This is a genomic window from Bradyrhizobium sp. CCBAU 45384 (assembly GCF_028128665.1).
Taxonomy (GTDB): domain Bacteria; phylum Pseudomonadota; class Alphaproteobacteria; order Rhizobiales; family Xanthobacteraceae; genus Bradyrhizobium; species Bradyrhizobium manausense.
The window spans coordinates 202,526-227,331 of sequence record NZ_LBIZ01000118.1 but is presented as its reverse complement, the minus strand read 5'-3'; the positions used below and the strand labels follow the sequence as shown (position 1 = coordinate 227,331).

The window sequence follows — 24,806 nt, the reverse complement described above, 5'->3', positions numbered from 1 at the left end:
GACACCCTCTCCCCAACCCTCTCCCGCAAACGGGAGAGGGAGCGCAGCGGCATTCGATGCGGCGGCGCGGCTCATGTCACCAATCCTACTGCGGATGGATCATGGTGGGATCGTCGAGATCGATCTCGCTGTCGGCGTCGGCAGCGCCCGTGTTGGTGTCGACGGTGGCGTAGACCGACATGCCGGCGCGCAGCAGGTTCTGCTTGGCGACCGACTTCGGCACGCGGATGCGGACCGGGACGCGCTGCACGATCTTGGTGAAGTTGCCGGTGGCGTTGTCGGGCGGCAGCAGCGTGAACACCGAGCCGGCGCCCGCCGCAATGCTGTCGACGACGCCGGAGAACTTGCGCATGCCGTAGGCGTCGACCTTGATCGTCACCGGCTGGCCGGGACGAATCCGCTTGAGCTGCGTCTCCTTGAAATTGGCGTCGATATAGACCTCGTCGAGCGGCACGACATTGCCGAGACGCTGGCCGACGGCAACGAAATCGCCGGCGTTGACGAGCCGGTTGGAGAAGATGCCGTCGACCGGTGCGCGCACCGCCGCAAAGCCGAGATCGCGCTCGGCCTTGGCGAGCGTGGTCTTGAGCTCGGCGAGCTGGGCCTGGGCCTCGGCCTGCTGGGCCTTGGCGACATCGACATTGCTCACCGCAACATCGTAGGCGGCCTGCGCGGCCTTGACTGCCGCCGCGCCCTGGTCGCGGCCGGCTTCCGAACTCTCGAAGGTTGCGCGCGAGGCAAAGCCCTTGCTGCTCAGTGCCTGCTGGCGCTCATAATCGAGATCGGCGCGCTTGAGCCCGGCCTCCGCCGAGACGAGCTGCGCCTTGGCCTGCGCGACCTGGCTGTCGAGCGCCGCGACCTGGCGGCCGATGCGGTCGATGGTCGCCTGCTGGGTCGCGATCTTCGTCGCGGCGGCGTCGACAGCGATCTTGTAGTCGCCGTCGTCGATACGCATGATGATCTCGCCGGCATGCACCGGCGTGTTGTCTCTGGCCAGGATCGAGGAGATATGGCCGGCCACGCGCGCGCCCAGCATTGTATTATTGGCACGGACATAGGCGTCGTCGGTCGAGACATAGAAGCGGCCGACCAGCGTGTAGTAGCCGGCATAGCCGGCGGCTGCGAGCGCCAGCACCAGGCCGACGCCCATCATGACGAATTTGCGCTTGCCGGGCTTCGGCGCGGCGGGGGCGGTCGGAGCCGGCTGATTGGTCACAGGCTTCTCCGGCGCCTCACTGGTGCGGCGCTTGCTTTCTTCGACCACATGAGACCGCAACTGCTCGGCGAGGGCTGCGGACGTCCCGGTCGCAGCTTCGCCGTTCGCCGTCGTCGTCTCCACCGCTTCCTGGCGAAGGACGCGCGCAGCCTGATCTCTCGATGTGGCCATAAAGGCCTCCCCAATAAGAACGCGATCGGGGGCAGCCGTCGCACGGCCGCAATCCCGCTCACCCATCCCAAATACCATTGACCGAACCGTTCGGTCAATATACTAAATATTCCTGGCGGGACCCTACTGGCCCGAATCCTTTATTTGGGTTCAATCACCCCAAGACCGCGCCAAGACCGCGCCAAAACCTTTGGAGACCCTGAACCAATGGTTGCTGCAAACCGCGAACATCTGCACGTCCTCCCGGACGAGGACAGCTCCAAGCGCCGCCAGATCCTGGCCGGCGCCCGCAAGGTGTTCATGGATCTGGGTTTTGACGGCGCCAGCATGGGCGAGATCGCGCGCGCGGCCGGCGTCTCCAAGGGGACGCTCTACGTCTACTTCGCCGACAAGAGCGCGCTGTTCGAAGCCATCCTCGAGGAGGAAGCGCTGTTTCACGGCCAGGTCGTGTTCAATTTCGACCCTGCGCGCGATGCCGAGACCACGCTGAAGGATTTCGGCCAGGCCTATCTGCATCTGCTCTGCCGACCCGGCGGCGGATCGGCGATTCGCACCGTGATGGCGATTGCCGAGCGCATGCCCGACGTCGGTCGCCGCTATTATCTGCGCGTGCTGGACAAGACCATCAACCGGCTGTCCGAATATCTGAAGGCCCATGTCGCCTCCGGCGATCTCGCCATCGACGATTGCGACCTTGCGGCCTCGCAGTTCATGGAACTCAGCAAGGCCTCACTCTTCCTGCCGCTCATCTTCCAGGCCGCGCCGCCGCCGTCGGAGGAACGCATGACGGAGGTGATCGACAGCGCGACGCGGATGTTCCTGGCCGCGTACAAGGCGAAGTGAGCGGAAGCCGGCGACGCGTTGCGCCTGCGGTTCGTGCCGCTTTATATTGCGCACCATGTCCCGTGACCTTCGCCCGCCGGTCGATATCCTCCATTATGAGATCGTCCAGGAACAAGCCTCGGCGCTTGGACGGATGGGCCGCACACTCGAGCAGGCGCTGGCGCGCCTGCGCGAATTCGACGCCGCCCATGAAACCTCGGAGTCGTCCTCGGAGACGCCAGCCGCGATGCAGCCTGCCAGGCGCAAGCTGGTGATGGAGGCCGGTCAGGCGCTCTGGATGTTTGTGGTCCAGCGCGAGGCCACGGGCCTGCGCGACAGCCGCCATATCATGCGGACCTACGACGTCCCGGCCGAGGTGCAGCGCTGCATGGGGCTGGCCCCGCCAACGAACGCCGCAAAACTCAAATCATGATCACCCCTGGTCGCCATCGCGCGCTGGTGCAGGACGTCTGGAGCGAGCCAGCTGTCCGAACCGCGATTGCCGACATCGTTGCCGATGCCATCGCAGATTTCGATCCTGACGCGTTTTGGCCCGGTCATCCCGGCGACGATGGGGTGGGAGACGGCAACCCCAGCTTGTACTTCGGGGCGGCGGGCGTGATCTGGGCGCTCGACTATTTGCATCGGGTCGGCGTCAGCCCCGTCGCAACGGACTTTCGAGCAGTCCTGCCGAAACTCCTCGAACGGACCACCGCCAGATTCGAGAGCAATTCGCCGGCCGGCTATGCCAAACATGGCTCGCTGCTGTTTGGCGACATGGGTGCCGCACTTCTCGCCATGCGACTTGCTCCGACGCCGGCTTTGGCCGATCTCGTCCACGCGCGGGCCGAAGCGAATAGCGGACTTCCGATCCGTGAACTGATGTGGGGCATGCCCGGGTCCATGCTAGCTGCGGTTCACATGGCCGAGATGACAGGCGAGCCGCGATGGCGCGCCCTGTTCGAGGTGCAGGCAGCCCGGCTGCTGGATGATCTGGAGGACACGCCGCAAGGCCCGCTCTGGACCCAGGATCTTTACGGCGCCAAGGACCGCTGGCTTGGGCCTGTCCATGGCTTCGCCGGCAACATCATCCCCTTGTTGCGTGGATGGGAGTTGTTGACGCCGGCACAGCAGGCGAAGGTGGCCGAGGTCGTGCCGAAAACCTTGGCCGCGAATGCGTGGTCGTCCGAGCTTGGAACCACTTGGGGCGCGCGAAGCAAGCGCGAGACGCCGCCGACCTTGTGTCAGCACTGCCACGGCGCCCCCGGCATGGTGACGACATTTGCCGACGCGCCGTTCGCGCCGCCTGACTTTGACGAGCTCCTGCTCGATGCCGGTCGGTACACCTGGACGGCCGGACCGCTGACCAAGGGTTCGAACCTGTGCCACGGCACCGGCGGTAACGGCTACGCATTCCTCAAGCTCTCTCGCCGCACAAACGATCCGGTCTGGCTCGACCGGGCGCGCCAATTCGCGATGACCGCCATCGTTCAGTATCGCGGCTCCAAGACGGCCGTCGGCCGCGGCCGCTATTCGCTTTGGACCGGCGACGTCGGCCTCGCGATCTACCTCTGGGACTGCATCACCGGCGAGCCGCGCTTCCCGACGATCGACGTGTTCTGATACGAATGACGGTTAATCGTCCGAGAACTCGTCTTCCTCGTTGATCTTCTCGTGCCTGCCGCTCTTGCGCCCGCCAAGCGAGCCGGTCACGTAGGGATCGCGACTGCTCGCATAAGGATTGTGCTTGCCCGCTCGCGCGGCGACCTCTTCGCCGGAGACTGCGGCCGGCTGGCAGATCAGGCGACGGCTGGCGCGGCGCATCAGATCGACGTGGATGTGATCGTAATGATAGACGTTGGAGCCCGGTGCCAGCACCGTCGTGAAATGTGCGCACGCGCCCGACTGGACGTCGCGCAGGAACCCCTGCTCTTCCGGCATGCCGTGCCAGCCGTCCTTCACGGTGATGCGGCGGCCGTCGGCGAGCGTGAAGGCGGCGATATCGAGCGCGTTGCCGAAGGCGTGCTCGGAGATGTGGGCGTGCGGGTTGCCGTTCATGCCGCGGCAGGAATAGGCGGAGATCTGCTTGATCTCGACCACGCGGGCGCCGAACCAGCGCATCGCCGACGGCTGCACGCTGTCGGCAAACCAGCGGTCGAGCTCCGATACGATCGGACAGGCGAGCGTCGCCGTCGGCTTCACCGCGACGGGACCGACGGCAGTGACGGGATCGCCCTGCGCAGGGCCAAGACGCGGCAAAGGCTGTTGCGCCGGCGCCTGTGAATACGGCGCTGGAGCGGGCTGCCGCGCCGGATAGCTCGGCGCATTCATGTAGCGAGCGGCACCCGCGGCGTCGGTTCCCTCGGGCGGCAGGTCGATCTCGTCTTCCTGCGGTGCGACCCCGGGCGCGCTAAGCGACACCGGGCCAGAAGACGCGCCATAGCCGGCGGGCTGGCGCACCGCGCTTTCGGGATAGTTCGAGCGCTGCGGATAGCCGGAGGCTGGATAATTCTGTTGCGGCGGGCTCACCGGCCAACGCGGCTGATTGCCGATATTGCCGGGCGGCCGCAGTTCCTCGTCGGCGAAACCATAGCTGCCGGTGGGTTCACCGATGGCGGCGACCTTCAGCGGGAACTCGGCGCCGCACATGCCGGGGCCGGAGATCGGATCGATCCGGACGATGTCCGCGCTCTCTTTCACGGCGCCCGACTTCAGGCACGCCGCTTCGGCCTCGGCTCGCCACGGTTCGCGCTCGGCCTGGAAAAAGCCGCGTCCGCAACCCGCGAGCGAAACGAGGACGATGGAGCCGACGAGATACAAACGAACTCCGCGCGTCATGCGCGGCAGGTTCGGTGAATTTACTTAAAGACTCTTCAACGTGTCGATTTCAGCCTTCCTTAACCATGCCGGCCCCGCACGGCAGGCGCAGCCGGCAGCGAGGCGACGTTGGCTGGCCCCGGCAGCCGTTGTGAGGTCCGTCACAGAAGGCCGCAGCTGTCAGGCCTAGGGTCGAACCACATCGGGCCCAAAGGCGACTTCAATCCATCTCGGGACCCACACCATTTTCGGAGGTTGTCATGAACAAGCTCACCATCGCCGCCGCGGCGCTCTTCCTCGCCTCGACCGCCGTCGCGCATGCCGGCAGTTCGATCTCGTTCCAGATCGAAGGCCAGAACATCCGCATCGAGACGCCGCGCAATTGCGCCTCGCTCGATTGCGTCACCATCGTGGCGCCCGGCCTGTCGAACAAGCCGATCAGGCTCAACAACATCAACCTCAACGGCCTTGGCTCCTCCAAGGACGATGGCGACAGCACACCGCCCGCGACGACGGCGCAGCCCGCGCCGGCTCCGGTGCAGCAGCAGCCCGTGGCGCCAGCGCCGGTGCAGGCGACCGCGCCCGCTGCCGCGCCCGCCGCCGCTGCCCCGGCCGTTGCCGCCGCACCATCCGTCGACACGACCACGCAGCCTGCACCCGTTGCAGCTCCCGCGCCGGTCGCTGCGCCTGCGCCGGTTGCTGCTGCGCCCGCTTACACAGCACCGCCGGCGCCGGCTCCTGTTACGCCGGTGCAGGCCGCGAACACGCCGATCGGCGTGTGGGCGACCGAAGAGAACAAGGGCAATGTTCGCGTCGAACAGTGCGGCCCCAATCTCTGCGGCTATGCCGAGAAGACCAATGAGCGCATCCTGATCAACATGAAGTCCGACGGCGCCAAGTGGAGCGGCCGCATCCACGATCCCGACTCCGGCCGCAACTACGACTCGACGATCGCCATGAAGGGCCCGAACGCGCTGCGCGTGCAGGGCTGCGCTTTCGGCGGAATGTTCTGCGGCGGCCAGACCTGGAAGCGGGTGAGCTGACACCGAAGGTGTCATCCCTATTGCGCAATTGCGCAATGGGGGCGATGCAAAGCATCGAACCCGGGATCTCGTGCGGCAACCTCGCACCAAAACTTCGAGATTCCCCGATGCGCAATTGCGCATCTGAGGTTCGCGACTTCGTCGCGCCCCGGAATGACGAGCAAGAAGGCGGCGCCACGTCCCTGTTTCAGGGACGTGGCATTTGAACATTCGCCCGTTCCATGCAACAGATGTTCATCCGCCATTCAGCAATCTCCGGCTGATATCGGCCGATCTCGCCTCGCGTTCTCACCGGGACCTCATTCGTGGCTTTGATGGTGGCTTGGCGCCGCGTCATGTTTGCTTTGTCGCTGCTGGCGCTGCCATTGGCCGGCGCGGACAATGCGCGCGCCTCCGACACAATCGAGCTTGCGCAGGCCCAGCCACAAGCGCAGCCGACGCCCGCGCCCTCCCCCGCGCCATCAGCCTCGCCGGCGCCATCAGCGGACGCGCAACCGGCCGCTGTCGAGCCGATCGGCAACGTCGCCACCGTGACGGGAATTGCGACCGTGATCCGCGACAAGAACTCCTATCCGCTCAAGGTGCGCGACGACATCTATCTCAACGATGTCGTGCAGACGTCCTCGAACTCCTCGCTCGGCATCACCTTCAACGACGCCACCACGTTCAATCTCTCCGCCAGCGCCAAGATCACCATCGACAACTACGTCTATGAGGACGGCGGCAAGCAGAACTCGGCGATCTTCGACATCGGCAAGGGCACGGTCGCCTTCGTCGCGGCCGCCGTGGCAAAGACCGGCGACATGAAGATCGCAACGCCGACTGCAACGCTCGGCATCCGCGGCACCACCGGCGTCGTCGACGTGCCCGCGAACGCGGCGGCGAACAGCGCCAACAACGTCAACATCAAGCTCTATCCCGACGCCGATGGCGGCGTCGGCCATATCGACGTCCACGATCGTGCCAGCGGCACGCGGCTCGGCGCGCTGACGCAAGCCTCGAGCGGCTTTGCGATCCGGCCCGGTGCGGCCGGTCCCGGCGGCATGCGCTTCGCCGCAGTCCCGATCACGATTCCGGCCCAGCAGGTAGCGCGCGACCGCGGCATCGTCAGCCAGGTCCACGCAGCGCAAACCACGGGACGCCAGATCGTCACCGAGCAGCGCGATTTCCGCCGCGCCAACCCGACTGCGGTGAGCCGCATTCCGCGGCCGGCGCAGGTGCCGCAGCAACAGCAATTGCGTCCGAACCCGACGCCGACCCCGCAGCAGCCGAACGGCCAGCCCGGCCAGAACAACCGTCCGGGTCAGCAGCCGCAGCCGGGAGCACCGAACCGTCAGGGCACGCAGCAACCGCAGCGCCAAGGACAAGGTGGAGCGACGCAGCCGGGTACGCCGCGCGCGGGCCAGGGTCAGCAGCAACCGGGCCAGCAGGGCACGGGTCAGCCAGCCGGCCAGCCGCGCGCGGGACAAGGCGCGCAACCCGGGACCGCGACGCCGGCGCAGCCACAGCGCGGCGGACAACGTCCGCAGCGGCCGGGAGCGGTCACGCCCGCGCAGCCGAACGGCACCACACCGCAGGCGCCGCCGCACACCGGATTGCAGCCCGGTCAGCCCGGAGCACCACCGACCGTGCAGCCGCAACAAGGCGCCGCGCCACGCCAGCCCGGCTTCCAGCAGCGCCTGCCCGGCGCACAACGCCCCGCCGCGCCGCGCAAGCCGGCGCTGGCTCCGCCGCCGAAGGAAAAGAAGAAACGGTGATTGAGCTCAGCTCTTCGTCGCGCGCGAAGCTCTCGTAGGCAAAGCGAAGCGTGCCCACCCATCTTTCGCGACGGAGAGAGGTGGTGGGCACGGCGCAAGTGCGCCTTTGCCCACCCTACGATTCCGGACTCGCGGAGAGAGCTAGCTCACGCCTCGCCGCGCAGCCAGGCGCGCACCTTTTGCAACAGGCCGTACCGCAGCGCGTCGGCGGATGCAGCCTCGCCCGGTGTCAGCGTCTGCAACGTTGCGTCGGTCTCGTCGGCGGCCAGCGTCGGTACGGGCGCGGGTGACGGTGCAAGGCCGGCCGCGGCGATCGCGATCGGCCCGACCTGGGTGAGAAAGGCGCGCTCATATTCGCGTGAGAGGCGCGCGAGCGCGTCGTCCAGCGGCAACCAATCGACCGCCTTGATGTCGTTCATCAACTTCCGGACCTGGCCGCCCTCGGCCTCCATCCGCCAGAAATGCACCGCTTTCGAGCGCCCTCCCGACTGGTACACGAGCGTGCCCAGGAATTCGTGCATGACGACGTCGTGGCCGGTCTCCTCCATCACCTCGCGGTGCGCGGCCTGCTTCGGCGTTTCGCCGTCGTCGAGCTTGCCCTTGGGCAAGACCCATTCATTGCGCTTGCGTTGACGCACGATCGCGATCAGCGGCGCGTCGCCACGCCGCAACACAATACCACCCGCCGCCATCACCGGCGCCCGCGCCATCACCAATCCCGTTGGATCGTCTATTCGTCCCCCTGGACGATATAGACGCAGGACGCGGCGGAATGAAGACTAGTTCCGCCGCAGCAGCGCTTGACCTGCACGAATGCGCGTGCCCTCCGCAACTCCGTCGCAGAACGAAAAATCGCCCGGCGCGAGGATGATGATGGTCGAGCCGTGCTCGAACCAGCCAAGCTCCTCGCCCTTGGTGACGTTGACGTCGCAAGGAAAATTGACCGGTCCCCTGGTCTGCGCGTTCAGCACCATGTCGAGAAAGTGCAAGCGGATGCTGGCGACCAGGATCGCCGCCACCGGCACCAGCGTCACGGGCTCGCCGGTCGACAAATGCGTGCGGATCACCGCGCGCTCGTTCTTGCAGAACAGCCGCTCGACCCGCTTCAAGGCGATCGGGTTGACGTTCCAGACGTCACCATGGATCAGCGTGACGCGCTCGACATGCGCGTCATAGGGCGCATGAAAGCGGTGATACATGCTCGAGGTCAGCCGCAGCGTGACGAAGCTGCCGTTGCGGTGCTGCTCGACCATTGCGGGATCGCCGAGCAGGTCGAGCAGCGAATAGGGCGCGCCCTTGACCTGGAACAGTTCGGTATCGGCGATCTTGCCGTGGGCGCCCACGATGCCGTCGGAGGGGCTGGCCACGACCGAGGGATCCGGATCGAACGGACGCAGGCCCGGCTTCAGCTCGCGCGTAAAGCAGTCGTGCAGGCTGGTGAAATGGGTCTTGCGCGCTTCCGACAGATCGAGATCAGAGAACAGCTTCCACAGCGCGATGGAAAAATCCCGCACCAGCGGATTCCTGATCTTGGAGAACCAGCCCATGAAGCGGGTCAAGCCTGCGCGGGGGATGCGGTTGGTCAGCAGGAAGTTGAGGTCTTCCTGCTGGGTGAAAGAGGCGATGAGGGCTTTGACTGTCATGAATCTGTCAGCTCACAGTATTAGCGCTTGTTGTCATGGAAACGACACTCCCGATTCTCTCGATGTCCGTGGCCGCCGCAGCGTCTGCTGCCGCCGTCCTCCCGAAGATCAAAGCGCGGGTCGAGTTGTCCCGCGCCAAGCACCGCTCGCTCGCCGGACACTCCAAGATGTCGCGTCGGGTGGCCAAGCTGCTGCCGTTCTACGAGTTCGAGGGTGACAAATATTTCGGCTGCGACGGCGCGCCCGCCAATGTGGTGATGCAACGCAAGGACGCCTTCTTCCGTCTGGCGCGCATCTACGCCGATCGCTACCCCAGGGGTCGCGCCATGACGAAGGCGGCGGCCGAGACGATCTCCGACCTCGACTTCACCGAAAGCTACCGCGTGCCCTTCCAGTTCTCGCGCCTCGTCCGCGAGCACCTGGGCACCTCGGCGTTCATGGAGTCCTCGAGCGGCGTCACCGTCACCGATGTCGACGGTAACACCTTCTACGACCTCACCGGGTCCTACGGAGTCAACATCTTCGGCAATGACTTCTACAAGGAGTGCATCGAAGGTTCCGAGAAGCGCGCGCATGCGCTCGGTCCGGTGCTCGGTCCCTACCACCCCGTCATCCTCGACAACGTGCAGCGGCTCTGCCAGATCTCGGGCCTCGACGAGGTCTCGTTCCACATGTCCGGCACCGAAGCGGTGATGCAGGCGGTGCGCCTTGCGCGCTACCACACCAAGCGCACGCATCTGGTTCGTTTCGCCGGCGCCTATCACGGCTGGTGGGGCGACGTGCAGCCCGGCGTCGGCAATCCGCTTCCCACGCACGAAACCTACACCCTCGCCGACATGTCGGAGAAGACCCTGCACGTGCTGAGGACGCGCAAGGACATTGCCTGCGTGCTGGTCAATCCGCTGCAGGGCCTGCATCCGAACAGCAACGCGCCCGGCGATTCCTCGCTGGTCGATTCCTCGCGCGGCGGCAATTTCGACCGCGCGGCCTACACCGAATGGCTGAAGAAGCTGCGCGAGGTCTGCGACCAGCGCGGCATCGTGCTGATCTTCGACGAGGTCTTTGTCGGCTTCCGGCTCGCCGCCGGCGGCGCCCAGGAATATTTCGGCATCAAGGCCGACATGGTGACCTACGGCAAGAGCCTCGCCGGCGGCCTGCCGGTCGGCGTGGTCTGCGGCAAGAAGGACCTGATGCGCCGCTTCCGCGACGATCGTCCCGCCGACATCTGCTTCGCCCGCGGCACCTTCAACTCGCATCCCTACGTCATGACGGCGATGGACGAGTTCCTGAGCCGGCTCGCCAGCCCGAATTTTCGCGCGGTCTATGACGGGCTGGAGGAGACCTGGAACGGGCGCGTGAACAAGCTCAACCAGATGATGCAGGATGCCGACCTGCCGGTGCGCTTCGCCAACTTCTCCTCGATCTGGACAGTGAAATACACCACGCCGTCCCGCTACAATTGGATGCTGCAATATTACCTGCGCGCCGAAGGCCTGGCGTTGAGCTGGGTCGGCACCGGCCGTCTGATCTTCAGCCTCAACTACACCGACGCCGACTTCACTGAAGTCGCCGATCGCTTCGTCCGCGCCGCCGAGAAGATGAAGGCGGACGGCTTCTGGTGGCACGACGGCGCACTCACCAACAAGACCATCAAGCGGCAGATCTTGAAAGAGATGCTGGCCAAGCGTCTTGGGCGCTGAGGTCGGATTATCCATCCTCGTCATGGCCGGGCACAGCCGTCCGAAGGACGGCGTCGCTTCCGCTCGCCTATGCCCGGCCATCCACGTGTTTCCGCGCAACGGCTCCAAGACGTGGATGCCCGGGACAAGCCCGGGCATGACGTAACCATAGACATTCGTGTTCTGGGCGACGGCTGTATCAGGCGTGCTGCTCTTCGAGCACGGGCTCGTCGATGAAGCCCAGCGTGTGCTCGGGGTTGAGGTGCAGGCCGGGATCCATCAGCTCGCCGCGCATCAGGGCGAGCGGAGCTCTGCGATACAGCATCAGGTCATGGAACGGATCGGTCAGGATCTTGGTCATCCAGACGAGGCCAGTCTCGACATCGCGGATGAAGAACAGATGCACGGTGCGGAACAGAAGACCGCCGCCGCCGACTGCCAGCCAGATCTTGGCGACCTGGCGGACGAAGTCGCTCGCATTCGCCCACGGCGTGAACAGGCCGAACAGCGTGGGATCGACGACCAGCACCAACGGCGATGCCGCCCAGATCGCCATCAGCACCACCTTGCGCTGAAGGTTGTAGCCGACCTTGATCTCCTCCTTGTACTCGTGCGTCGCCTGGTTGATGTGGTCGTAGGTGTGCGGCTCGAAGAAGAAGTGGCCGGCCTGGCGCGAGGTCATCGAGACCAGCCAGCCGACCAGCGCCGAGATCATGGGATCGACGAACAGCCAGACGTAGGCAAAGAGGAAGCTCAGCGCGCTGACGAAGTGCAGGCTCTGATTGATGCGGCTGTGGTGATAGTAGCGATGGTCGTCCCAGCGCTGGATCCGCAGCTGCTCGAGATAGTTCTTGATCATGCTCTTCCCCAAAATGCTTTCGGGTTCAGGATTTACAGAGATTCGATGTACGGCGTGTGACATCATCGTTTTGTCATATGACGACGTGCAGCGACGCGATGACGCAAAGAACGCGCGAGCGGTGCTGCCTTGCTCAAGCTGCCTTGGCGATGTCGACCTTGCGGAAGCGCACCAACGAGAAATGGCCGAGCGGCGCAATCAGGCGGCGCTCGGCGAGCTCCATGCCCTTGGCGCCGGCAAGCCATTTGGCGTAGCGCGACCAGGCGAACTCGGCGGTGCGGAAGCCGAGCGGACGCACCACCGGCTGCAGCTTCTGCTCGATGAAACGGCGCATGCCGGTGTCGGCGCTGACACGGGTCAGGATGATCAGCTCGCCGCCCGGACGCAGCACGCGGGCGAATTCGTCGAGCGCCGTCTCCGGATTCGGCACCGCGGTGACGACATATTGCGCCATCACGACGTCGAAGGAATTGTCGGGGAATTCGAGCTTCTCGGCGTCCATCACCGCGAGGCCCTCGACGTTCTTGAGATTGCCTTCGCGAACGCGGCGGCGGGCCTTGTCGAGCATCGCGTCCGAAATGTCGGTGCCGAAGATGCGCAGATGCGGGGCATAGAGCGGCAGCGAGATGCCGGTGCCGACGCCGACCTCGAGCACGCGGCCGCCGATCTTGTTGGTGGCTGCGATCGCGGCCTGGCGGCCCTTGGCGAACACGCCGCCGAACACGAGATCGTAGACGGGCGCCCAGCGGTCATAGGCCTGCTCGACCGAGCCACGGGTGAGGTCGAGCTGCTGGGTGCCGTCAAGGTTCATGATCTTAGCCATCGATGAGGTTCTCGCTTTGGGTCAAAATATGGATCACCCGCGCACCGGCCGCTGCGCCATGCGAGGTGAAGCGCGCAAGGCGCGGCTGGGCTGAAGTGAGGTGAGATTGCCGACGAACTGGCGCGCGCTGTTTTCCCAGGAGCGCTCCAGCGCGAAGTCGCGGCAGGTCTCGCGCGACATGGTGAGCGCGCGCAGGCAGGCGGCGCGCAGGTCATGGTCGATCGCGCCGATCGGATGATCGGAGATGACGTCCTTCGGTCCCGTCACGGGGAATGCCGCAACCGGCGTGCCGCAGGCGAGCGCCTCGAGCTGCACCACGCCGAACGTATCGGTGAGGCTCGGGAACACGAACACGTCAGCGGCGGCGAGATGCGCGGTGAGATCGGCGCCCTTCTTCTCGCCGAGGAAGACCACATCAGGATATTTCTTCTCCAGCGCGGCCTTCTGCGGTCCGTCGCCGACGACCACCTTGGTGCCGGGCAGATCGAGCGAGAGGAAGGCTTCGAGATTCTTTTCGACCGCGACGCGCCCCATGGTCATGAAGATCGGGCGCGGCAGATCGAGCTCGGCCGGGGAATCAGGATGAAACAGCTCGGTGTCGACGCCGCGCCCCCAGTAGCCGAGGCGCTTGAAGCCGCGCGCCGAAAGCTCCTGCCGCAGCGACGGCGTCGCCACCATGGTCATTGCGGCGGCATCGTGGAAGTGGCGCAACACGGCGTAACCGACGGCATCGGGGATGCCGGTTCGCACCGAGACATATTCCGGAAAGCGCGTGGTGTAGGACGTCGTGAAAGCGAGGCGGTTGCGGCGGCAATAGGCCCGTGCGGCCCAGCCGATCGGGCCTTCGGTGGCGATGTGCAGCGCTTCAGGGGCGGCCTTCTCGATCCGGCGCGCGATCTCTTTCCCGCTCGGCAACGCAATGCGGATGCCCGGATAGGTCGGCAGCGGCCAGGACCTGAAGCCGTCAGGCGTCAGGAAGTCGATCTCGACATCGAGCGCCTTGGCGGCGGCAGCCAGCGAGGTCAATGTCCGGACCACACCGTTGACCTGCGGATGCCAGGCGTCGGTCGCGATTAATACCCGCATGGGGAAATCCCGAGAGTTTGATGATTCTCAGGCATCGACCATCAACCACGGATATTTCAGGCGTGTGACGTCACAGAAATGTCGGCCCAGTGTTTCGTTCGTTAACGAACCTTCGCGGCCACGAAACTGTCATGAAACAATCCTTGCCGCGATGAAACCGTTTTCGATTTTCCGCGCAAACGTCCCGAAACTTGTTTCCGTTAGGAACTTAAGCAACGGAGCACCGCAACGGTGCCGGGGTGACCAAGAAACACCACGCAAACAGGGGCGACCAATGTTCAATCTGGACACGTTCAGGACGTATTCGCGCGCCGTTGCCGTCAGTGCAGTGGCCGTTGCTGCAATCGCATGTGCCGGCCCGGCAAAAGCCGCGCCCGTGCAGCTCTTCCCGTTCTTCCAGCCGCTGCCGGTGATGACTGCGCCACAGCCGCTTCAGCCTTATCAGCCTTATTCTGCGCCGACCTACCAGGCCGCGCCATCAGAGAACCAGGATGCCGTCGAGACGCCGGCCCGCTTCCGCCGCCAGACCGTTTCATATGCGACGCGCGAAGCGCCAGGCACCATCATCATCGATACGCCCAACACCTATCTCTATTATGTGCTCGGTAACGGCCAGGCGATCCGCTACGGCATTGGCGTCGGCCGTGACGGCTTCACCTGGTCCGGCACGCAGTCGGTGACCAAGAAGGCGGAGTGGCCGGACTGGACCCCGCCGCCGGAAATGATCCAGCGCCAGCCTTATCTGCCGCGCCACATGGCCGGCGGCCCCGGCAACCCGTTAGGTGCCCGCGCCATGTATCTCGGCGGCACCGTCTACCGCATCCATGGCACCAACGCTCCCGACACGATCGGCAAGCACGTTTCCTCCGGCTGCATCCGCCTGACCAATGACGACGTCTCCGACCTCTACGCCCGCGTCAACGTCGGCACCAAGGTGATCGTGCTGCCGATGACCGAGCGGCGCGCGGAGCTGAGGTAACGCGAGGTCCTGGAAGAAAATAGAATGCAAGCGGCCCCGGCAAGACCGGGGCCGTTTTCGTTTGAGGCCACATGGTTCGTCGTGGGATATCATGACTCGCATGATCAGGCTGCTCACACCCGCTGATGCCGCTCTCTACCGTGCGATCAGGCTGGAAGCGCTGGAGGCGCATCCCGAGGCTTTCTCCAGCACCTTCGCGCGCGAGCAGGAAAAGCCGCTCGCCTGGTTCGAGGAACGTCTCACCAGTTCGGACGTGTTCGGCGCCTTCATCGACGGCGAGATCGTCGGCATAGCCGGCTTCCACCGGCAGGATGGTCCCCAGACCATGCACAAGGCCGATCTCTGGGGCATGTATGTGCGACACCAGGCGGGAAGAGCCGGCGTAGGCCGGTGTCTCGTCGATACGGTGATTGCCCATGCCGCCAAGCACGTTGAAAAGCTCCAGCTGACCGTTGCGAGCCAGAACGAACCGGCGTTACGCCTCTACAAGGCCGCCGGCTTCGTCGAATACGGCCGCGAGGTGAAGGCGTTGAAGCAGAACGGCCGATATTTCGATGAAGTCCTGATGGAATTATTCGTCGACGGAAGCGGCAAATAACAAAGACGGCCCAGGAGAGACCAGGGCCGTCTTCGATCCGCACCGATGATCTCTTATGCCAGCCGCCCCGAGAGCAACCGCAGCCACGCCGCCGAATGGAACGCGCTCATCAAGAGATACATCGGCGCCATCCCGCCCAGCGACAGCCCGTGCCCGGCGGAGCAGAGCATGTCCGCCGGGCCGCCACTGAAGGCGGCCGTCAGCACCGCCATGGCCGCGAAGGTCGGCGTGGCCGCAAGGCCCAGCCACCGAGCAAGATGGGATGGGGCAAGCTGGGATGCGGCCTCGCTGCCGTCACGCCTGGCGCTGCCGGGATGGACGTCGCTCATTGGGCACCCGGTGTGCGGAGCGCGATCTCGCCGGCGTCGGAGACCTCGACCCATTTCTTGTCGGGCTCCGCACCCGCCTCGTAGCTGTCGTGCCAGTTCCACCATTTGTAGGTCGGCGTCTGCGGATAGCCCGGAGGCGAATCCTCCCATACCTCCTGGCGGCCGAGCGGGGTGATGTCGAGATAGTTCCAGGTGCCGCCCATCTGCTCGTCGCCGCGACTCTTGATCAGATAGGTACGGAAGATTCGCTTCCCGTCGCGGTAGAACACGTTGGTGCCGTGCCACTCGCCGACGCCGAAATCGGCATCGAAACTGTCGGTGATGGTGACCCACGGAATGTTCCAGCCCATCCGCGCCTTCAGCCGCGCGATATCCGCCTGCGGAGCCCGCGAGGCGAACACCAGCGTGGTGTCGCGGGCGTTCAGGTGCGAGACATGGGCGACCTGGTCGGCCACCATGGAGCAGCCGCGGCAGGCATGGTCGGGCCAGCCGAACACATCAGGCTCGAAGAACGCCCGGTAGAGGATCAGCTGCTTCCGGCCCTGGAACAGATCGAGCAGACTGGCCTTGCCCGATGGCGTCTCGAATGCGTAGGTTTTGGTCACTTCCATCCACGGCATGCGCCGGCGTTCGGCGGCGAGTGCGTCGCGGGCGCGGGTATGTGCCTTCTCCTTCACCAGCAGCACCTGACGGGCTGCTTCCCACTCCTCCGGCGAGACCACTGGCGGTGTTAGCATGGCGGGCTGTCCGTTGGTCGCTGCTTTGTTGGCTGATGTCATCATGGCTCTCCAAATCTCTCGCTCGCCGCACATCGTCGGCCGTGCGGGAGTTGTCGCACCGCAAGTGCGCACGGTGGGAGTAACAAGTGTGGCGGGATTTTCATGGAGTCGCTGATCACGGCCGCCGCACGTGCGCTGGAGGCCGGCGATCCGCTCGGCGCGCTGAACCGCGTCGCATTGCGCAACGATGCGCCCTCGCTGGCGCTGCGCGGCATCGCGATGGCTCAGCTCGGCGATCTCGCCAAAGCCAAGGCGCTGCTGCGCAGCGCCGCCCGCGCCTTCGGGCCGCGAGAGGCGGTCGCGCGGGCCAGATGCGTGGTGGCGGAGGCCGAGATCGCGCTGGTCTCGCGCGACCTGAACTGGCCGGCGAAGGCGCTCACAGCGGCGCGGGCGACGCTGGCAAGCCACGGCGATCTCGCCAATGCTGCCCATGCCGGCCATATCGAGGCGCGCCGCCTGCTCCTGCTCGGGAGGATCGATGAGGCGGAGCGGACGCTGGCCGAGATCCGCGCCTGCCCGCTGCCGCCTGCGTCCCAGGTCGTGCGCGAGCTCGTGGTCGCCGGCATCGCCATCAGGCGGCTCAAATCGAACGAGGCGCGCGCGGCGCTTGACCTCGCGGCCCGCGCTGCGCGACGGGCCAACATCCCGGCGCTGGTGGCCGAGGTCGACGGCGCAAGCCTCATTCTGAAGACGCCGGCCGCGCGCCTGATCGCACGCGGCAGCGAGCACCCGCTGCTGCTCGGCGAGGTCGAGCGCCTGGCGACCTCGACCGCGCTCGTCGTCGACACCTTTCATCATGTCGTGCGCAGGCAGGGCATTGCCGTGCCGCTCGGAACGCGGCCCGTGCTGTTCGCGCTCGCCCGTCTGCTGGCGCAGGCATGGCCCGAAGATGTCTCGCGCGAGGCGCTGATCTCGGGCGCGTTCCAGGCGAGGCACGCCGACGAGTCGCACCGCGCGCGCTTGCGCGTCGAGATCGGACGGCTCCGCACCCAGCTCAAGCCGCTGGCCGAGATCAGCGCCACAAAACAGGGCTTCGAGCTGGCGCCGCGAAAGACCCGCGACGTCATCGTGCTGGCGCGCCCGGTCGAGGAGAAGCACGCCGCCGTCCTTGCCATTCTTGCCGATGGCGAGCCATGGTCGAGCTCGGCGCTCGCGCTCGCGCTTCGTATGAGCGCACGCACCGTGCAGCGGGCGCTCGAGGAGCTGGCGCGATCGAACAAGGTGCAGTCGTTCGGCCATGGCAGGGCACGGCGCTGGATGACCCCGCCGGTCCCGGGTTTCCCGACAGGCTTGTTACTCCCCTCGCCGCTCTTGAAAGCGTAGAATTCATTGATCGCCGCACAGGGACCACACCATGAAACGATCAGCCGCCGAGATCATCCGCGAGTACGGGCCTTTTTCGAACGTCAAGTCCGTGCACGGCGTCACCTATGACGGCAGCCAGGTCTGGTTCGCGTCCGGCGACAAGGTGAACGCCCTCGATCCCGCGAGCGGCGAGATCTCGCGCTCGATCGACGTCGCCGCACATGCGGGCACGGCGTTCGATGGCCGTCACCTGTTCCAGATCGCGGAGGATCGCATCCAGAAGATCGACGCGGCGAGCGGCGCGATCGTCAGCACGATTCCCGCACCGGGCGGTGGCGGCGATTCCGGGCTGGCCTGGGCTGAAGGCTCGCTCTGGGTCGGGCAATATCGCGAGCGCAAGATCCATCAGGTCGATCCTGAAACGGGAAAGATCCTCCGCACCATCGAGAGCAAGCGCTTCGTCACCGGCGTGACCTGGGTCGACGGCGAGCTCTGGCATGGCACCTGGGAAGGCGATGACAGCGACCTCAGGCGGATCGATCCTGATACGGGCAAGGTGCTCGAGCAGCTCGATATGCCCGAAGGGACGATGGTCTCGGGGCTGGAATCCGACGGCGGCGACCAGCTGTTCTGCGGCGGCGGCGACAGCGGCAAGGTGAGAGCGGTCCGCCGCCCCCGGCGCAGCTAACTCGCGATAGCCGGGTCCCGTGATCACGGTGTAAAGATATGGCACCGCCCTTCGGGAGAAACCAATGACCGCGCTGGCCACGCTGCTCGACGGCGGCAAATATTACGAAGCCCCGCGCTGGCATGATGGCCGCCTCTGGTTCGTCGACTGCCTGGCGCGGACGCTGCTGAGCATCGACACCGCAGGCCAATGCAGAACGCACGCAACGTTCGAGGACGACATGCCGTGCGGCACCGGCTTCCTGCCCGATGGCAGGCTGATCGTCCTGACCATGTTTCGCAAGCGCCTGTTCGTCTTCGCCGACGAGAAGCTGTCGCTTTATGCTGATCTGTCGCGCGTCGCGACCGGTGTCATCGACGACATGATCGTCGATGGGCTCGGGCGCGCCTATGTCGGTGATCTCGGCTTCAACTTCCCGCCTCCGCCGGATCGCGGCGCCGACGGGCGCATCATCCAGGTCGCACCGGACGGCGCGACGCGCGTCGTCGCTGAGGGACTGCGCTTTCCCAATGGCATCGCGATCTCGCCCGACCATCGCCGGCTCGTCGTCGCGGAGATGGATGGCGAATGCGTCGCCGATTACGAGATGGCGCCCGATGGCAGCCTCACCTTCCGCCGCAGGCTGCCCTGCGGCAAGGAGCCGGACGGCATCTGCCTCGACCAAGACGGCGCGGTCTGGGTTGCCGCCTATTCCGAGGATGCCTTCATCCGGATCGACGCCGGCGGGCAGGAACTGCGGCGCATCACTGTCCCCGGCCGCCGCGCCATTGCTTGCGCGCTCGGAGGCCCCGACCGGCGAACCTTGTTCTGCATCAGCGCCGCGACCTCGCATGAGGACCTGCGGCGCGGCAAGTCCTCCGCGCGGATCGACGCCGTCACGGTGGATGCGCCTGGCGCGGGCTACCCCTGAGACACAGCCGGCGCTTCCGTTAACCCCTTTTGCCGCAATTCCACCCCACCGGTGCGCTCTAGCGCCCTCCTCGCCCGCCCTGTAAAATCCCCGTTGGGCGGCCTGGGGGATCGATGCGTCTGACGTTGAATTTGAAGACCGTGCTGATCGCTGTTGCGGTGCTGGCGGCGTCGTTTTTCATCAGCCTGAAGGCGATGGACTGGCTTTCGCCGCGCGCGGTCAATTCGGCGCCGCCGATCGCACAATTGCCGCCGCTGCCGCCGGCCGCGAAGAGCTCGATCGTGGTGGCACCCGTCGCGATCGCGCTGTCGGCGATCCGCGACCAGGCCGAGAAGGCCTCGCCGCGCAATTTCGCCGGCAAGGCCGAGAACCCGATCTCGCAGATCCTGGAGAACGCCGATATCGGCTGGAGCGCCGCCCGCGGGCCAATGTCGGCGACCGGCGACAAGGATGTGCTGACGCTGTCGACACCGATCACCGGCAAGCTGAACGTAACAGGGTCGCTGTCGGCAAAGGCCACCGGCGCGCTCGGCGATGCCCTGGGCAGCGTGCTCGGCGGCGACGCGGCGAAACGGATCGGCGCCGTCAACATCAAGAATTTGAATGCCAGCGCCGAGATCAGGGGCAGCGTGGTCGTCACCTCGCGCCCCAAGCTCGCGGCCGCCTGGCACCTCGAGCCGAATTTGGGCGCGCAGGTCAATCTCGGCGACACCAACGTCAACGTCGCCGGCGCCAAGGTCAACGTGCCGGCGCAGGTCAAGCCGCTGATCGACAAGACCGTCGGCGAGCAGCTCAACGTCGTCGCCGAGCGCATCCGCAACGATCCTGCCCTGCGCGACAATGCCAGGGTGCAATGGGCCAAGGCCTGCCGCTCGATCCCGCTGCAGGGCACCGGCTCCTCGGCGGCACTGCCGCCGCTCTGGCTCGAGATGAAGCCGACCCGCGCCATTGCGGCGCAGCCGCGCGTCGACGCGCAGGCCGTGACCCTGCTGCTCGGCCTCGAGGCCGAGACGCGCGTGACCTCGGCGCAGACCAAGCCGGACTGCCCCTTCCCCGACAAGATCTCGATCGTGCCGCCGACCGGCACCGGCGTGAACATCGGCGTTCCCATCGACGTGCCCTTCACCGAGATCAACAAGCTGATCGCGGCGCAAATGGTCGGCCACACCTATCCCGAGGACGGCTCCGGTCCGGTCGACGTCACGGTGAAGAGCGTCAACGTGATCCCCTCAGGCGATCGCCTGCTGATCTCGCTGTTGGTGCGCGCCAAGGAGAAGAAGAGCTGGCTCGGCCTGGGTGCCGAGGCCACCGTGCACATCTGGGGCCGGCCGATGCTCGACCAGGCGCAGCAGACGCTGCGGCTTGCCGACATCCAGCTCGCGGTGGAATCCGAGGCGGCCTTCGGCCTGCTCGGCGCCGCGGCCCGCGCGGTGGTGCCGCAGATGCAGCAGGCGCTGGTGCAGAAAGCGACGCTCGACCTGAAGCCGATCGCCGCCAATGCGCGCGAGAAGATCGCAGCCGCCATCGCCGACTACCAGAAGAGCGAGGACGGCCTCAGGATCGACGCCAAAATCGACAGCCTCACGCTGACCGACATCGCCTTCGATTCCAGGACGCTGCGCGTGGTCGCGGAAGCCGGCGGGACGCTGAACGTCTATGTGACGAAGCTGTCAGGAATGTAGCGTGCCCCCGCTCACCGTCAGGGCTATCGCATTTGACTTGTTGCGCGGCCTGCGCGCCCCCCTGCACAAGCTCGCGCAGGGCCGTCACCGATTTGGGACGGCACGCTCAAGCAGGGCTTGATACGCGCGAGTTGTCATTGCGCGGGCACTAGGATCGTCCAACAGCCGGAAACTCTGGTTGAAACCGAACATGAAACCTCGGAACTCGAACGCGAATTGATGCACCATAGGATCTTGGGCTTTGCGTCGCGAGGCTGCAGCGAATTCACGGGCCAGGGTTTTATTCCAAACTCTCTGCTGCTTCTTCAAATAAGCCCTCACTGGACCTGGACAATCGTCAAACTCAATCTGCGCTTGCACGATGCCACACCCTCCGTCGCCGTCCGAGATCCATGCCAGCCAGTTGTCAAATATGCTGTCCAAACGTGGAACACCTGCTGGTAGCCGCCTGGCGGGGTGCCATACATGGTGAGTGAACCGCCGTGCGAGCTCCTCGATAACTGCGAGTTGCAGCGTCTCCTTTGCACCAAAGTGCTTGAAAACAGCGCTTTTCGATAGCTCAAGGGCCGCTGCAATGTCCGCCAAACTGACGACGGCATAGCCGCGCCGCGTTCCCTGCGAAAGCGCCTCGCCAACTATCCGATCGCGCGTTTGAACAGCTTTGGATGTCATCATCGTACTGGAGCTTTCACTGTCGGCATGAATCGGGAGTCAATCGTGCCAGATAACTCTACAACACGTGTTGCCAGGCCTAAGCGAACAAATGCAAAGGGCGCCCCGAAAATCACGACAAGGCCCACGCAGGTGTAACGCAAGTATTGCAGCGCATAGCCGGCAACGCTGTCCACTTAAGCAACAGTCGCACAAACCCGCCCAAGACCGGAAAGTACGCCCAGCGCAATTGCAATGGTCAAAACAAAACGAACGAGCTTTGATGCCCATGTTCCGCTTTGCGGATCGAAGCTCACAAGCCGTAGTTCGAGATGCCGACCAATCAGCACGCCCGTTGCAGCGCCCACATAACCAAGAAGCAATCGCGGCTGGAGATCGATTTGCCAGCGAACAATGGCGAACGCCAACACGACAAGTGGCCCCGCCGCAATAGCCGTCGCTGTCCGCCACTTGATCGAGATGACCCTCCACAATTCGGCAATGTTATTCTCCTGAGAAATTGCAATCAGGCCGCAGAGGATTCCGAGACTCCAGCCGATCAAAATATCTTCAATATAATGAACGCCAAGGTAGGGCCGGGCCATTCCGATACCCAGTATTGAGACTATCGCCGTCGCTCTGACCCATCCAACTCGAACGACCGCATAAAGGTACGTATAGAACGCGGCAGCTGTCATCGCATTTCCGGAGGGAGTTGAGAACTCTGCTGCGAGCGCATGGACCTGCTCAGGCGATACAGCCCAACGCCAAAGATGCGTTCCCTCGAGGATAAACGGCCTGGGATTTGCGATCACCAGCTTCAGGGCGTGATTCAGGCACATCGTCAACGACGCGATCAACGTCAAACGGACACCGAGAGTCTTGTCGTAAGCAACATAAATGAAGGTGCTCACGACGATATACCCTTCCACATCTCCCAGCCGAGCGACGACCGCCAGCAGAGAGGTCAACCATGACATGCGGTGGTCAGCCAGCCAGATCATGGCCGCCAGATCGAAATGAAGGTTCATGGACAACTCGCTTACAAATTCAACGTTTCAATGTGCATTGAAGAGCCGGGTGCACCGGGGTCGGTGCAAGCAGGCTTCTCTTGACAAAAGTGCACGATCGTGCACTTTTATAGAATATCAAGGCGGCTAGGTAAAGTGTCCGCTCGAGAGCTACAATTGCTCTGTAACAAATGACCAGGAATGATCATGGCGCGAGGGTTTTTATCGTTGGGCGCGACGGTGTTTTTGACGCTCGGCGTCTACCATTTATTTTTGATCCTACGGGATCAGTGGATTCCTCGCGCTTTAGTTCCGGTTGATAATGGCGTGCGTATTGCGATGGAAGGAGCTCGACTACGGCTTAGTCGAGATGTTTCGTCTGGGATGCGTGGGTCGGATTCAACATCAGTCATAGCGTCAGCTTGATGCTTTTCGGGGGCGCATTTCTAGCTATCGCCTGGAAATGCTTTCCAGGCTTCGCTTTGTCGCCATCGCTTCATTTTACCGCAATTGCGGTGGCAGGCCTTTATGTCGGACTATCGCTTCGATATTGGTTTTGGGGACCGGCAGTTGGCACAGGGTTCGGATTGGCTTGTTTCGTAGCTGCAGCAATTTGCTTTCATTTGACCTCGACCGCGACGTAACCCGCTTGAACGATCCCATGGAGTGCGCGCGCTTGCTAACCGCCCCCGTGCCGGGCGGGACGCTGAACGTCTCGCTGACGAAGCTGCCGTAGCGCGCCTTCTCGGCGGGTCCGCGCGCGTCCCGACGGCCGTCATCGGCCATGACGCAAGGCGGAGCCCTCCCCCCGAACTTCGCGGATTGCGAATGCAGATGTCAGCGCCGAACTGATCAGGAACGTGCGTGGTGCACCGACACATGCTTGAGATCTTGCCTGCTTTGCTCTTCCTTTCGCAGGCCGTCCTCGAGCCATAAACGAAACCCCTCTATAAGAGGGGCATGAGAGCGCTCCGGCCTAATGTGAAGATAATATCCATTGAGCTTAACGTTGGTGCCTAGAAGCTCGACGAGGTTTCCGCCATCGATCTCTCGAGCAACGGTAAGGCGGGAAGCCAAGACGATGCCTTGGCCCGCCAAGGCGGCGTCTATTGCCATGTTGGCGTCCCAGAGCAGGGGCCCTTTCAGTGCGGTTCTTAGCTTGTAGCCGGCGCCTTTGAACCAATTCGTCCACTGTTGGCGGCTCTCCTCGTGGATCAACGGGAGTCTCGAGAGCTCTGCCAAGTTCTCCGGCTGCCCGTTTTTCTCGATCCAGACCTTGCTCGCAACCGGGAACGCTCTCGGACTGATCAGCCACGTTGCGCCCGCGGGCAGGTCGGCTTTTGAACCGAAACCGATCATCACGTCTGCTTCCGACTTCGAGAAGTCCGGCAACCGATCGATCGCCCTGAGGACAATATCTGCACCAGCCAGCGTTCGTTCGATCTCAGACAAGCGTGGAGCGAGCCAGCGCGTTGCAAGGCCCGGCATTGCCCAGATGCGCAACATGCCCCTGCGCGTGCGGGGGCGCAACTCGACCGCCGCAGCGGCGATGATTTGAAATGCCTCGGATACGGCTCGGTAAAAAATCGCGCCTTCCTGTGTCAGCAGGGTACCCCGTGGCCCGGTATCGAGCAGCTTCCGACCAGACCAAACCTCTAGGTTTCGAACGTGACGACTGATGACGGTGTGGCTTACGCCAATATCGTCGGCAGCCTTCCGCATGCTTCCGGCTCTCGCCGCCGCCTCGAATGCCCGGACCATGATCAGTGGTGGCATTCTGGGCGATTCGAGGGGGACATCCTCTGCACCGTTGGCTTTCGGCATAGGCCTCGTAAGTGACTTCATCGTCTCGCCCTTGCTCTTCAGTGGAAACTGTAATGCACCACCGCCTCCGGAATCAATGGTGGTGCGTCTCGTGAACCACTGCGTCGCAATCAAAACGATACCGGCCATGCCGTG

The 24,806-nt window shown here is 64.5% G+C and carries 24 protein-coding genes and 1 pseudogene; 13 read left to right on the top strand and 12 right to left on the bottom strand.

Annotation, left to right across the window (positions count from 1 at the left end):
• Nucleotides 1-85 precede the first annotated feature (85 nt).
• Nucleotides 86-1,387: an HlyD family secretion protein gene (locus tag XH80_RS34880; protein ID WP_271602524.1), complete on the bottom strand. Its 1,302-nt coding sequence runs from the start codon at nucleotides 1,385-1,387 to the stop codon at nucleotides 86-88.
• A 207-nt stretch (nucleotides 1,388-1,594) separates the two neighbouring features.
• Between XH80_RS34880 and XH80_RS34875 the strand changes: the two genes are divergently transcribed.
• From XH80_RS34875 to XH80_RS34865, 3 genes are read left to right on the top strand one after another with little or no spacing between them, the layout of a single operon-like run.
• Nucleotides 1,595-2,230 carry a TetR/AcrR family transcriptional regulator gene (locus XH80_RS34875; protein ID WP_271602523.1) on the top strand — a complete coding sequence of 212 codons (636 nt, stop codon included), beginning with the start codon at nucleotides 1,595-1,597 and terminating at the stop codon, nucleotides 2,228-2,230.
• A gap of 55 nt (nucleotides 2,231-2,285) precedes the next feature.
• Nucleotides 2,286-2,642: a DUF6665 family protein gene (locus XH80_RS34870; protein WP_271602787.1), complete on the top strand. Its 357-nt coding sequence runs from the start codon at nucleotides 2,286-2,288 to the stop codon at nucleotides 2,640-2,642.
• Nucleotides 2,639-3,832, top strand: coding sequence for a lanthionine synthetase C family protein (locus tag XH80_RS34865; protein ID WP_271602522.1), 1,194 nt, complete (start codon nucleotides 2,639-2,641; stop codon nucleotides 3,830-3,832). Before XH80_RS34870 ends, XH80_RS34865 begins: the two co-directional genes overlap by 4 nt.
• A 12-nt stretch (nucleotides 3,833-3,844) precedes the next feature.
• On the opposite strand, the gene XH80_RS34860 is transcribed toward XH80_RS34865, so the two are convergent.
• Nucleotides 3,845-5,047: an extensin-like domain-containing protein gene (locus XH80_RS34860; protein ID WP_271602521.1), complete on the bottom strand. Its 1,203-nt coding sequence runs from the start codon at nucleotides 5,045-5,047 to the stop codon at nucleotides 3,845-3,847.
• A 239-nt stretch (nucleotides 5,048-5,286) separates the two neighbouring features.
• Here XH80_RS34860 and XH80_RS34855 point away from each other — a divergent pair, with 239 nt between their 5' ends.
• Together XH80_RS34855 and XH80_RS34850 are read left to right on the top strand one after the other, a co-directional pair.
• On the top strand, nucleotides 5,287-6,069 hold the full coding sequence (locus XH80_RS34855; protein WP_271602520.1) for a DUF2147 domain-containing protein: 783 nt from the start codon (nucleotides 5,287-5,289) through the stop codon (nucleotides 6,067-6,069).
• Nucleotides 6,070-6,383: 314 nt separating this feature from the next.
• A complete protein-coding gene (locus XH80_RS34850) occupies nucleotides 6,384-7,826 on the top strand; it encodes a FecR domain-containing protein (protein ID WP_271602786.1) in 1,443 nt (480 codons plus the stop codon).
• 146 nt (nucleotides 7,827-7,972) lie between these two features.
• Here XH80_RS34850 and XH80_RS34845 read toward each other — a convergent pair whose 3' ends face one another.
• Nucleotides 7,973-8,536 (bottom strand): NUDIX hydrolase, encoded by a 564-nt coding sequence (locus XH80_RS34845; protein ID WP_271602519.1) that lies wholly within the window; start codon nucleotides 8,534-8,536, stop codon nucleotides 7,973-7,975.
• 69 nt (nucleotides 8,537-8,605) lie between these two features.
• Entirely contained in the window at nucleotides 8,606-9,469 is an 864-nt protein-coding gene (asd, locus tag XH80_RS34840) for an archaetidylserine decarboxylase (RefSeq protein WP_271602518.1), read from the bottom strand.
• A 35-nt stretch (nucleotides 9,470-9,504) separates the two neighbouring features.
• Here asd and XH80_RS34835 point away from each other — a divergent pair, with 35 nt between their 5' ends.
• Nucleotides 9,505-11,169 (top strand): aminotransferase class III-fold pyridoxal phosphate-dependent enzyme, encoded by a 1,665-nt coding sequence (locus tag XH80_RS34835; RefSeq protein WP_271602517.1) that lies wholly within the window; start codon nucleotides 9,505-9,507, stop codon nucleotides 11,167-11,169.
• 178 nt (nucleotides 11,170-11,347) lie between these two features.
• Here XH80_RS34835 and XH80_RS34830 read toward each other — a convergent pair whose 3' ends face one another.
• The 3 genes from XH80_RS34830 to XH80_RS34820 form a co-directional block, all read right to left on the bottom strand.
• Complete coding sequence (locus tag XH80_RS34830; RefSeq protein ID WP_271602516.1) at nucleotides 11,348-12,007, bottom strand: hypothetical protein; 660 nt, start codon at nucleotides 12,005-12,007, stop codon at nucleotides 11,348-11,350.
• A gap of 133 nt (nucleotides 12,008-12,140) precedes the next feature.
• On the bottom strand, nucleotides 12,141-12,830 hold the full coding sequence (locus XH80_RS34825; protein WP_271602515.1) for a class I SAM-dependent methyltransferase: 690 nt from the start codon (nucleotides 12,828-12,830) through the stop codon (nucleotides 12,141-12,143).
• Between the two features lie 33 nt (nucleotides 12,831-12,863).
• The gene (locus XH80_RS34820; protein WP_271602514.1) at nucleotides 12,864-13,916 is read right to left on the bottom strand and encodes a glycosyltransferase family 4 protein; all 1,053 of its coding nucleotides are present in this window, start codon (nucleotides 13,914-13,916) and stop codon (nucleotides 12,864-12,866) included.
• A gap of 274 nt (nucleotides 13,917-14,190) precedes the next feature.
• Between XH80_RS34820 and XH80_RS34815 the strand changes: the two genes are divergently transcribed.
• Both XH80_RS34815 and XH80_RS34810 read left to right on the top strand, forming a co-directional pair.
• Entirely contained in the window at nucleotides 14,191-14,895 is a 705-nt protein-coding gene (locus XH80_RS34815; protein WP_271602513.1) for a L,D-transpeptidase, read from the top strand.
• Between the two features lie 91 nt (nucleotides 14,896-14,986).
• Entirely contained in the window at nucleotides 14,987-15,493 is a 507-nt protein-coding gene (locus XH80_RS34810; RefSeq protein ID WP_271602512.1) for a GNAT family N-acetyltransferase, read from the top strand.
• Nucleotides 15,494-15,546: 53 nt separating this feature from the next.
• Here XH80_RS34810 and XH80_RS34805 read toward each other — a convergent pair whose 3' ends face one another.
• Nucleotides 15,547-15,822 (bottom strand): hypothetical protein, encoded by a 276-nt coding sequence (locus tag XH80_RS34805; protein ID WP_271602511.1) that lies wholly within the window; start codon nucleotides 15,820-15,822, stop codon nucleotides 15,547-15,549.
• Nucleotides 15,819-16,604: a DUF899 domain-containing protein gene (locus XH80_RS34800; RefSeq protein WP_271602510.1), complete on the bottom strand. Its 786-nt coding sequence runs from the start codon at nucleotides 16,602-16,604 to the stop codon at nucleotides 15,819-15,821. Before XH80_RS34800 ends, XH80_RS34805 begins: the two co-directional genes overlap by 4 nt.
• 99 nt (nucleotides 16,605-16,703) lie before the next feature.
• Between XH80_RS34800 and XH80_RS34795 the strand changes: the two genes are divergently transcribed.
• The 4 genes from XH80_RS34795 to XH80_RS34780 all read left to right on the top strand — a co-directional run bounded on the left by XH80_RS34795 (nucleotide 16,704) and on the right by XH80_RS34780 (nucleotide 21,186).
• Nucleotides 16,704-17,924 (top strand): helix-turn-helix domain-containing protein, encoded by a 1,221-nt coding sequence (locus tag XH80_RS34795; protein ID WP_271602509.1) that lies wholly within the window; start codon nucleotides 16,704-16,706, stop codon nucleotides 17,922-17,924.
• A gap of 31 nt (nucleotides 17,925-17,955) precedes the next feature.
• Entirely contained in the window at nucleotides 17,956-18,594 is a 639-nt protein-coding gene (locus XH80_RS34790; RefSeq protein ID WP_271602508.1) for a Vgb family protein, read from the top strand.
• A gap of 64 nt (nucleotides 18,595-18,658) precedes the next feature.
• A complete protein-coding gene (locus XH80_RS34785) occupies nucleotides 18,659-19,504 on the top strand; it encodes an SMP-30/gluconolactonase/LRE family protein (RefSeq protein ID WP_271602507.1) in 846 nt (281 codons plus the stop codon).
• 113 nt (nucleotides 19,505-19,617) lie between these two features.
• A complete protein-coding gene (locus XH80_RS34780; protein WP_271602506.1) occupies nucleotides 19,618-21,186 on the top strand; it encodes a DUF4403 family protein in 1,569 nt (522 codons plus the stop codon).
• Between the two features lie 84 nt (nucleotides 21,187-21,270).
• Here the strand turns inward: XH80_RS34780 and XH80_RS34775 are convergent, their stop codons facing one another.
• A complete protein-coding gene (locus XH80_RS34775) occupies nucleotides 21,271-21,861 on the bottom strand; it encodes a TetR/AcrR family transcriptional regulator (protein ID WP_271602505.1) in 591 nt (196 codons plus the stop codon).
• A 173-nt stretch (nucleotides 21,862-22,034) separates the two neighbouring features.
• Nucleotides 22,035-22,868 carry a phosphatase PAP2 family protein gene (locus tag XH80_RS34770; protein ID WP_271602504.1) on the bottom strand — a complete coding sequence of 278 codons (834 nt, stop codon included), beginning with the start codon at nucleotides 22,866-22,868 and terminating at the stop codon, nucleotides 22,035-22,037.
• 368 nt (nucleotides 22,869-23,236) lie between these two features.
• Between XH80_RS34770 and XH80_RS44150 the strand changes: the two are divergent.
• Nucleotides 23,237-23,491: pseudogene (locus XH80_RS44150) on the top strand (LIC_13387 family protein); the annotation flags it as partial.
• Nucleotides 23,492-23,699: 208 nt separating this feature from the next.
• On the opposite strand, the gene XH80_RS34765 reads toward XH80_RS44150, so the two are convergent.
• Nucleotides 23,700-24,800, bottom strand: a complete 1,101-nt coding sequence (locus XH80_RS34765) for a LysR substrate-binding domain-containing protein (protein ID WP_271602503.1) — start codon at nucleotides 24,798-24,800, stop codon at nucleotides 23,700-23,702.
• Nucleotides 24,801-24,806 lie beyond the last annotated feature (6 nt).

Coding starts and splice junctions, on each gene's coding strand:
- XH80_RS34845 (WP_271602519.1), bottom strand. CDS start 8,536: ATGGCGCGGGCGCCGGTGATGGCGGCGGGTGGTATTGTGTTGCGGCGT.
- XH80_RS34790 (WP_271602508.1), top strand. CDS start 17,956: ATGAAACGATCAGCCGCCGAGATCATCCGCGAGTACGGGCCTTTTTCG.
- XH80_RS34795 (WP_271602509.1), top strand. CDS start 16,704: ATGGAGTCGCTGATCACGGCCGCCGCACGTGCGCTGGAGGCCGGCGAT.
- XH80_RS34815 (WP_271602513.1), top strand. CDS start 14,191: ATGTTCAATCTGGACACGTTCAGGACGTATTCGCGCGCCGTTGCCGTC.
- XH80_RS34820 (WP_271602514.1), bottom strand. CDS start 13,916: ATGCGGGTATTAATCGCGACCGACGCCTGGCATCCGCAGGTCAACGGT.
- XH80_RS34765 (WP_271602503.1), bottom strand. CDS start 24,800: ATGGCCGGTATCGTTTTGATTGCGACGCAGTGGTTCACGAGACGCACC.
- XH80_RS34825 (WP_271602515.1), bottom strand. CDS start 12,830: ATGGCTAAGATCATGAACCTTGACGGCACCCAGCAGCTCGACCTCACC.
- XH80_RS34865 (WP_271602522.1), top strand. CDS start 2,639: ATGATCACCCCTGGTCGCCATCGCGCGCTGGTGCAGGACGTCTGGAGC.
- XH80_RS34805 (WP_271602511.1), bottom strand. CDS start 15,822: ATGAGCGACGTCCATCCCGGCAGCGCCAGGCGTGACGGCAGCGAGGCC.
- XH80_RS34775 (WP_271602505.1), bottom strand. CDS start 21,861: ATGATGACATCCAAAGCTGTTCAAACGCGCGATCGGATAGTTGGCGAG.
- XH80_RS34785 (WP_271602507.1), top strand. CDS start 18,659: ATGACCGCGCTGGCCACGCTGCTCGACGGCGGCAAATATTACGAAGCC.
- XH80_RS34780 (WP_271602506.1), top strand. CDS start 19,618: ATGCGTCTGACGTTGAATTTGAAGACCGTGCTGATCGCTGTTGCGGTG.
- XH80_RS34770 (WP_271602504.1), bottom strand. CDS start 22,868: ATGAACCTTCATTTCGATCTGGCGGCCATGATCTGGCTGGCTGACCAC.
- XH80_RS34835 (WP_271602517.1), top strand. CDS start 9,505: ATGGAAACGACACTCCCGATTCTCTCGATGTCCGTGGCCGCCGCAGCG.
- XH80_RS34810 (WP_271602512.1), top strand. CDS start 14,987: ATGACTCGCATGATCAGGCTGCTCACACCCGCTGATGCCGCTCTCTAC.
- XH80_RS34830 (WP_271602516.1), bottom strand. CDS start 12,007: ATGATCAAGAACTATCTCGAGCAGCTGCGGATCCAGCGCTGGGACGAC.
- XH80_RS34875 (WP_271602523.1), top strand. CDS start 1,595: ATGGTTGCTGCAAACCGCGAACATCTGCACGTCCTCCCGGACGAGGAC.
- XH80_RS34860 (WP_271602521.1), bottom strand. CDS start 5,047: ATGACGCGCGGAGTTCGTTTGTATCTCGTCGGCTCCATCGTCCTCGTT.
- XH80_RS34880 (WP_271602524.1), bottom strand. CDS start 1,387: ATGGCCACATCGAGAGATCAGGCTGCGCGCGTCCTTCGCCAGGAAGCG.
- XH80_RS34850 (WP_271602786.1), top strand. CDS start 6,384: ATGGTGGCTTGGCGCCGCGTCATGTTTGCTTTGTCGCTGCTGGCGCTG.
- XH80_RS34800 (WP_271602510.1), bottom strand. CDS start 16,604: ATGATGACATCAGCCAACAAAGCAGCGACCAACGGACAGCCCGCCATG.
- XH80_RS34870 (WP_271602787.1), top strand. CDS start 2,286: ATGTCCCGTGACCTTCGCCCGCCGGTCGATATCCTCCATTATGAGATC.
- asd (WP_271602518.1), bottom strand. CDS start 9,469: ATGACAGTCAAAGCCCTCATCGCCTCTTTCACCCAGCAGGAAGACCTC.
- XH80_RS34855 (WP_271602520.1), top strand. CDS start 5,287: ATGAACAAGCTCACCATCGCCGCCGCGGCGCTCTTCCTCGCCTCGACC.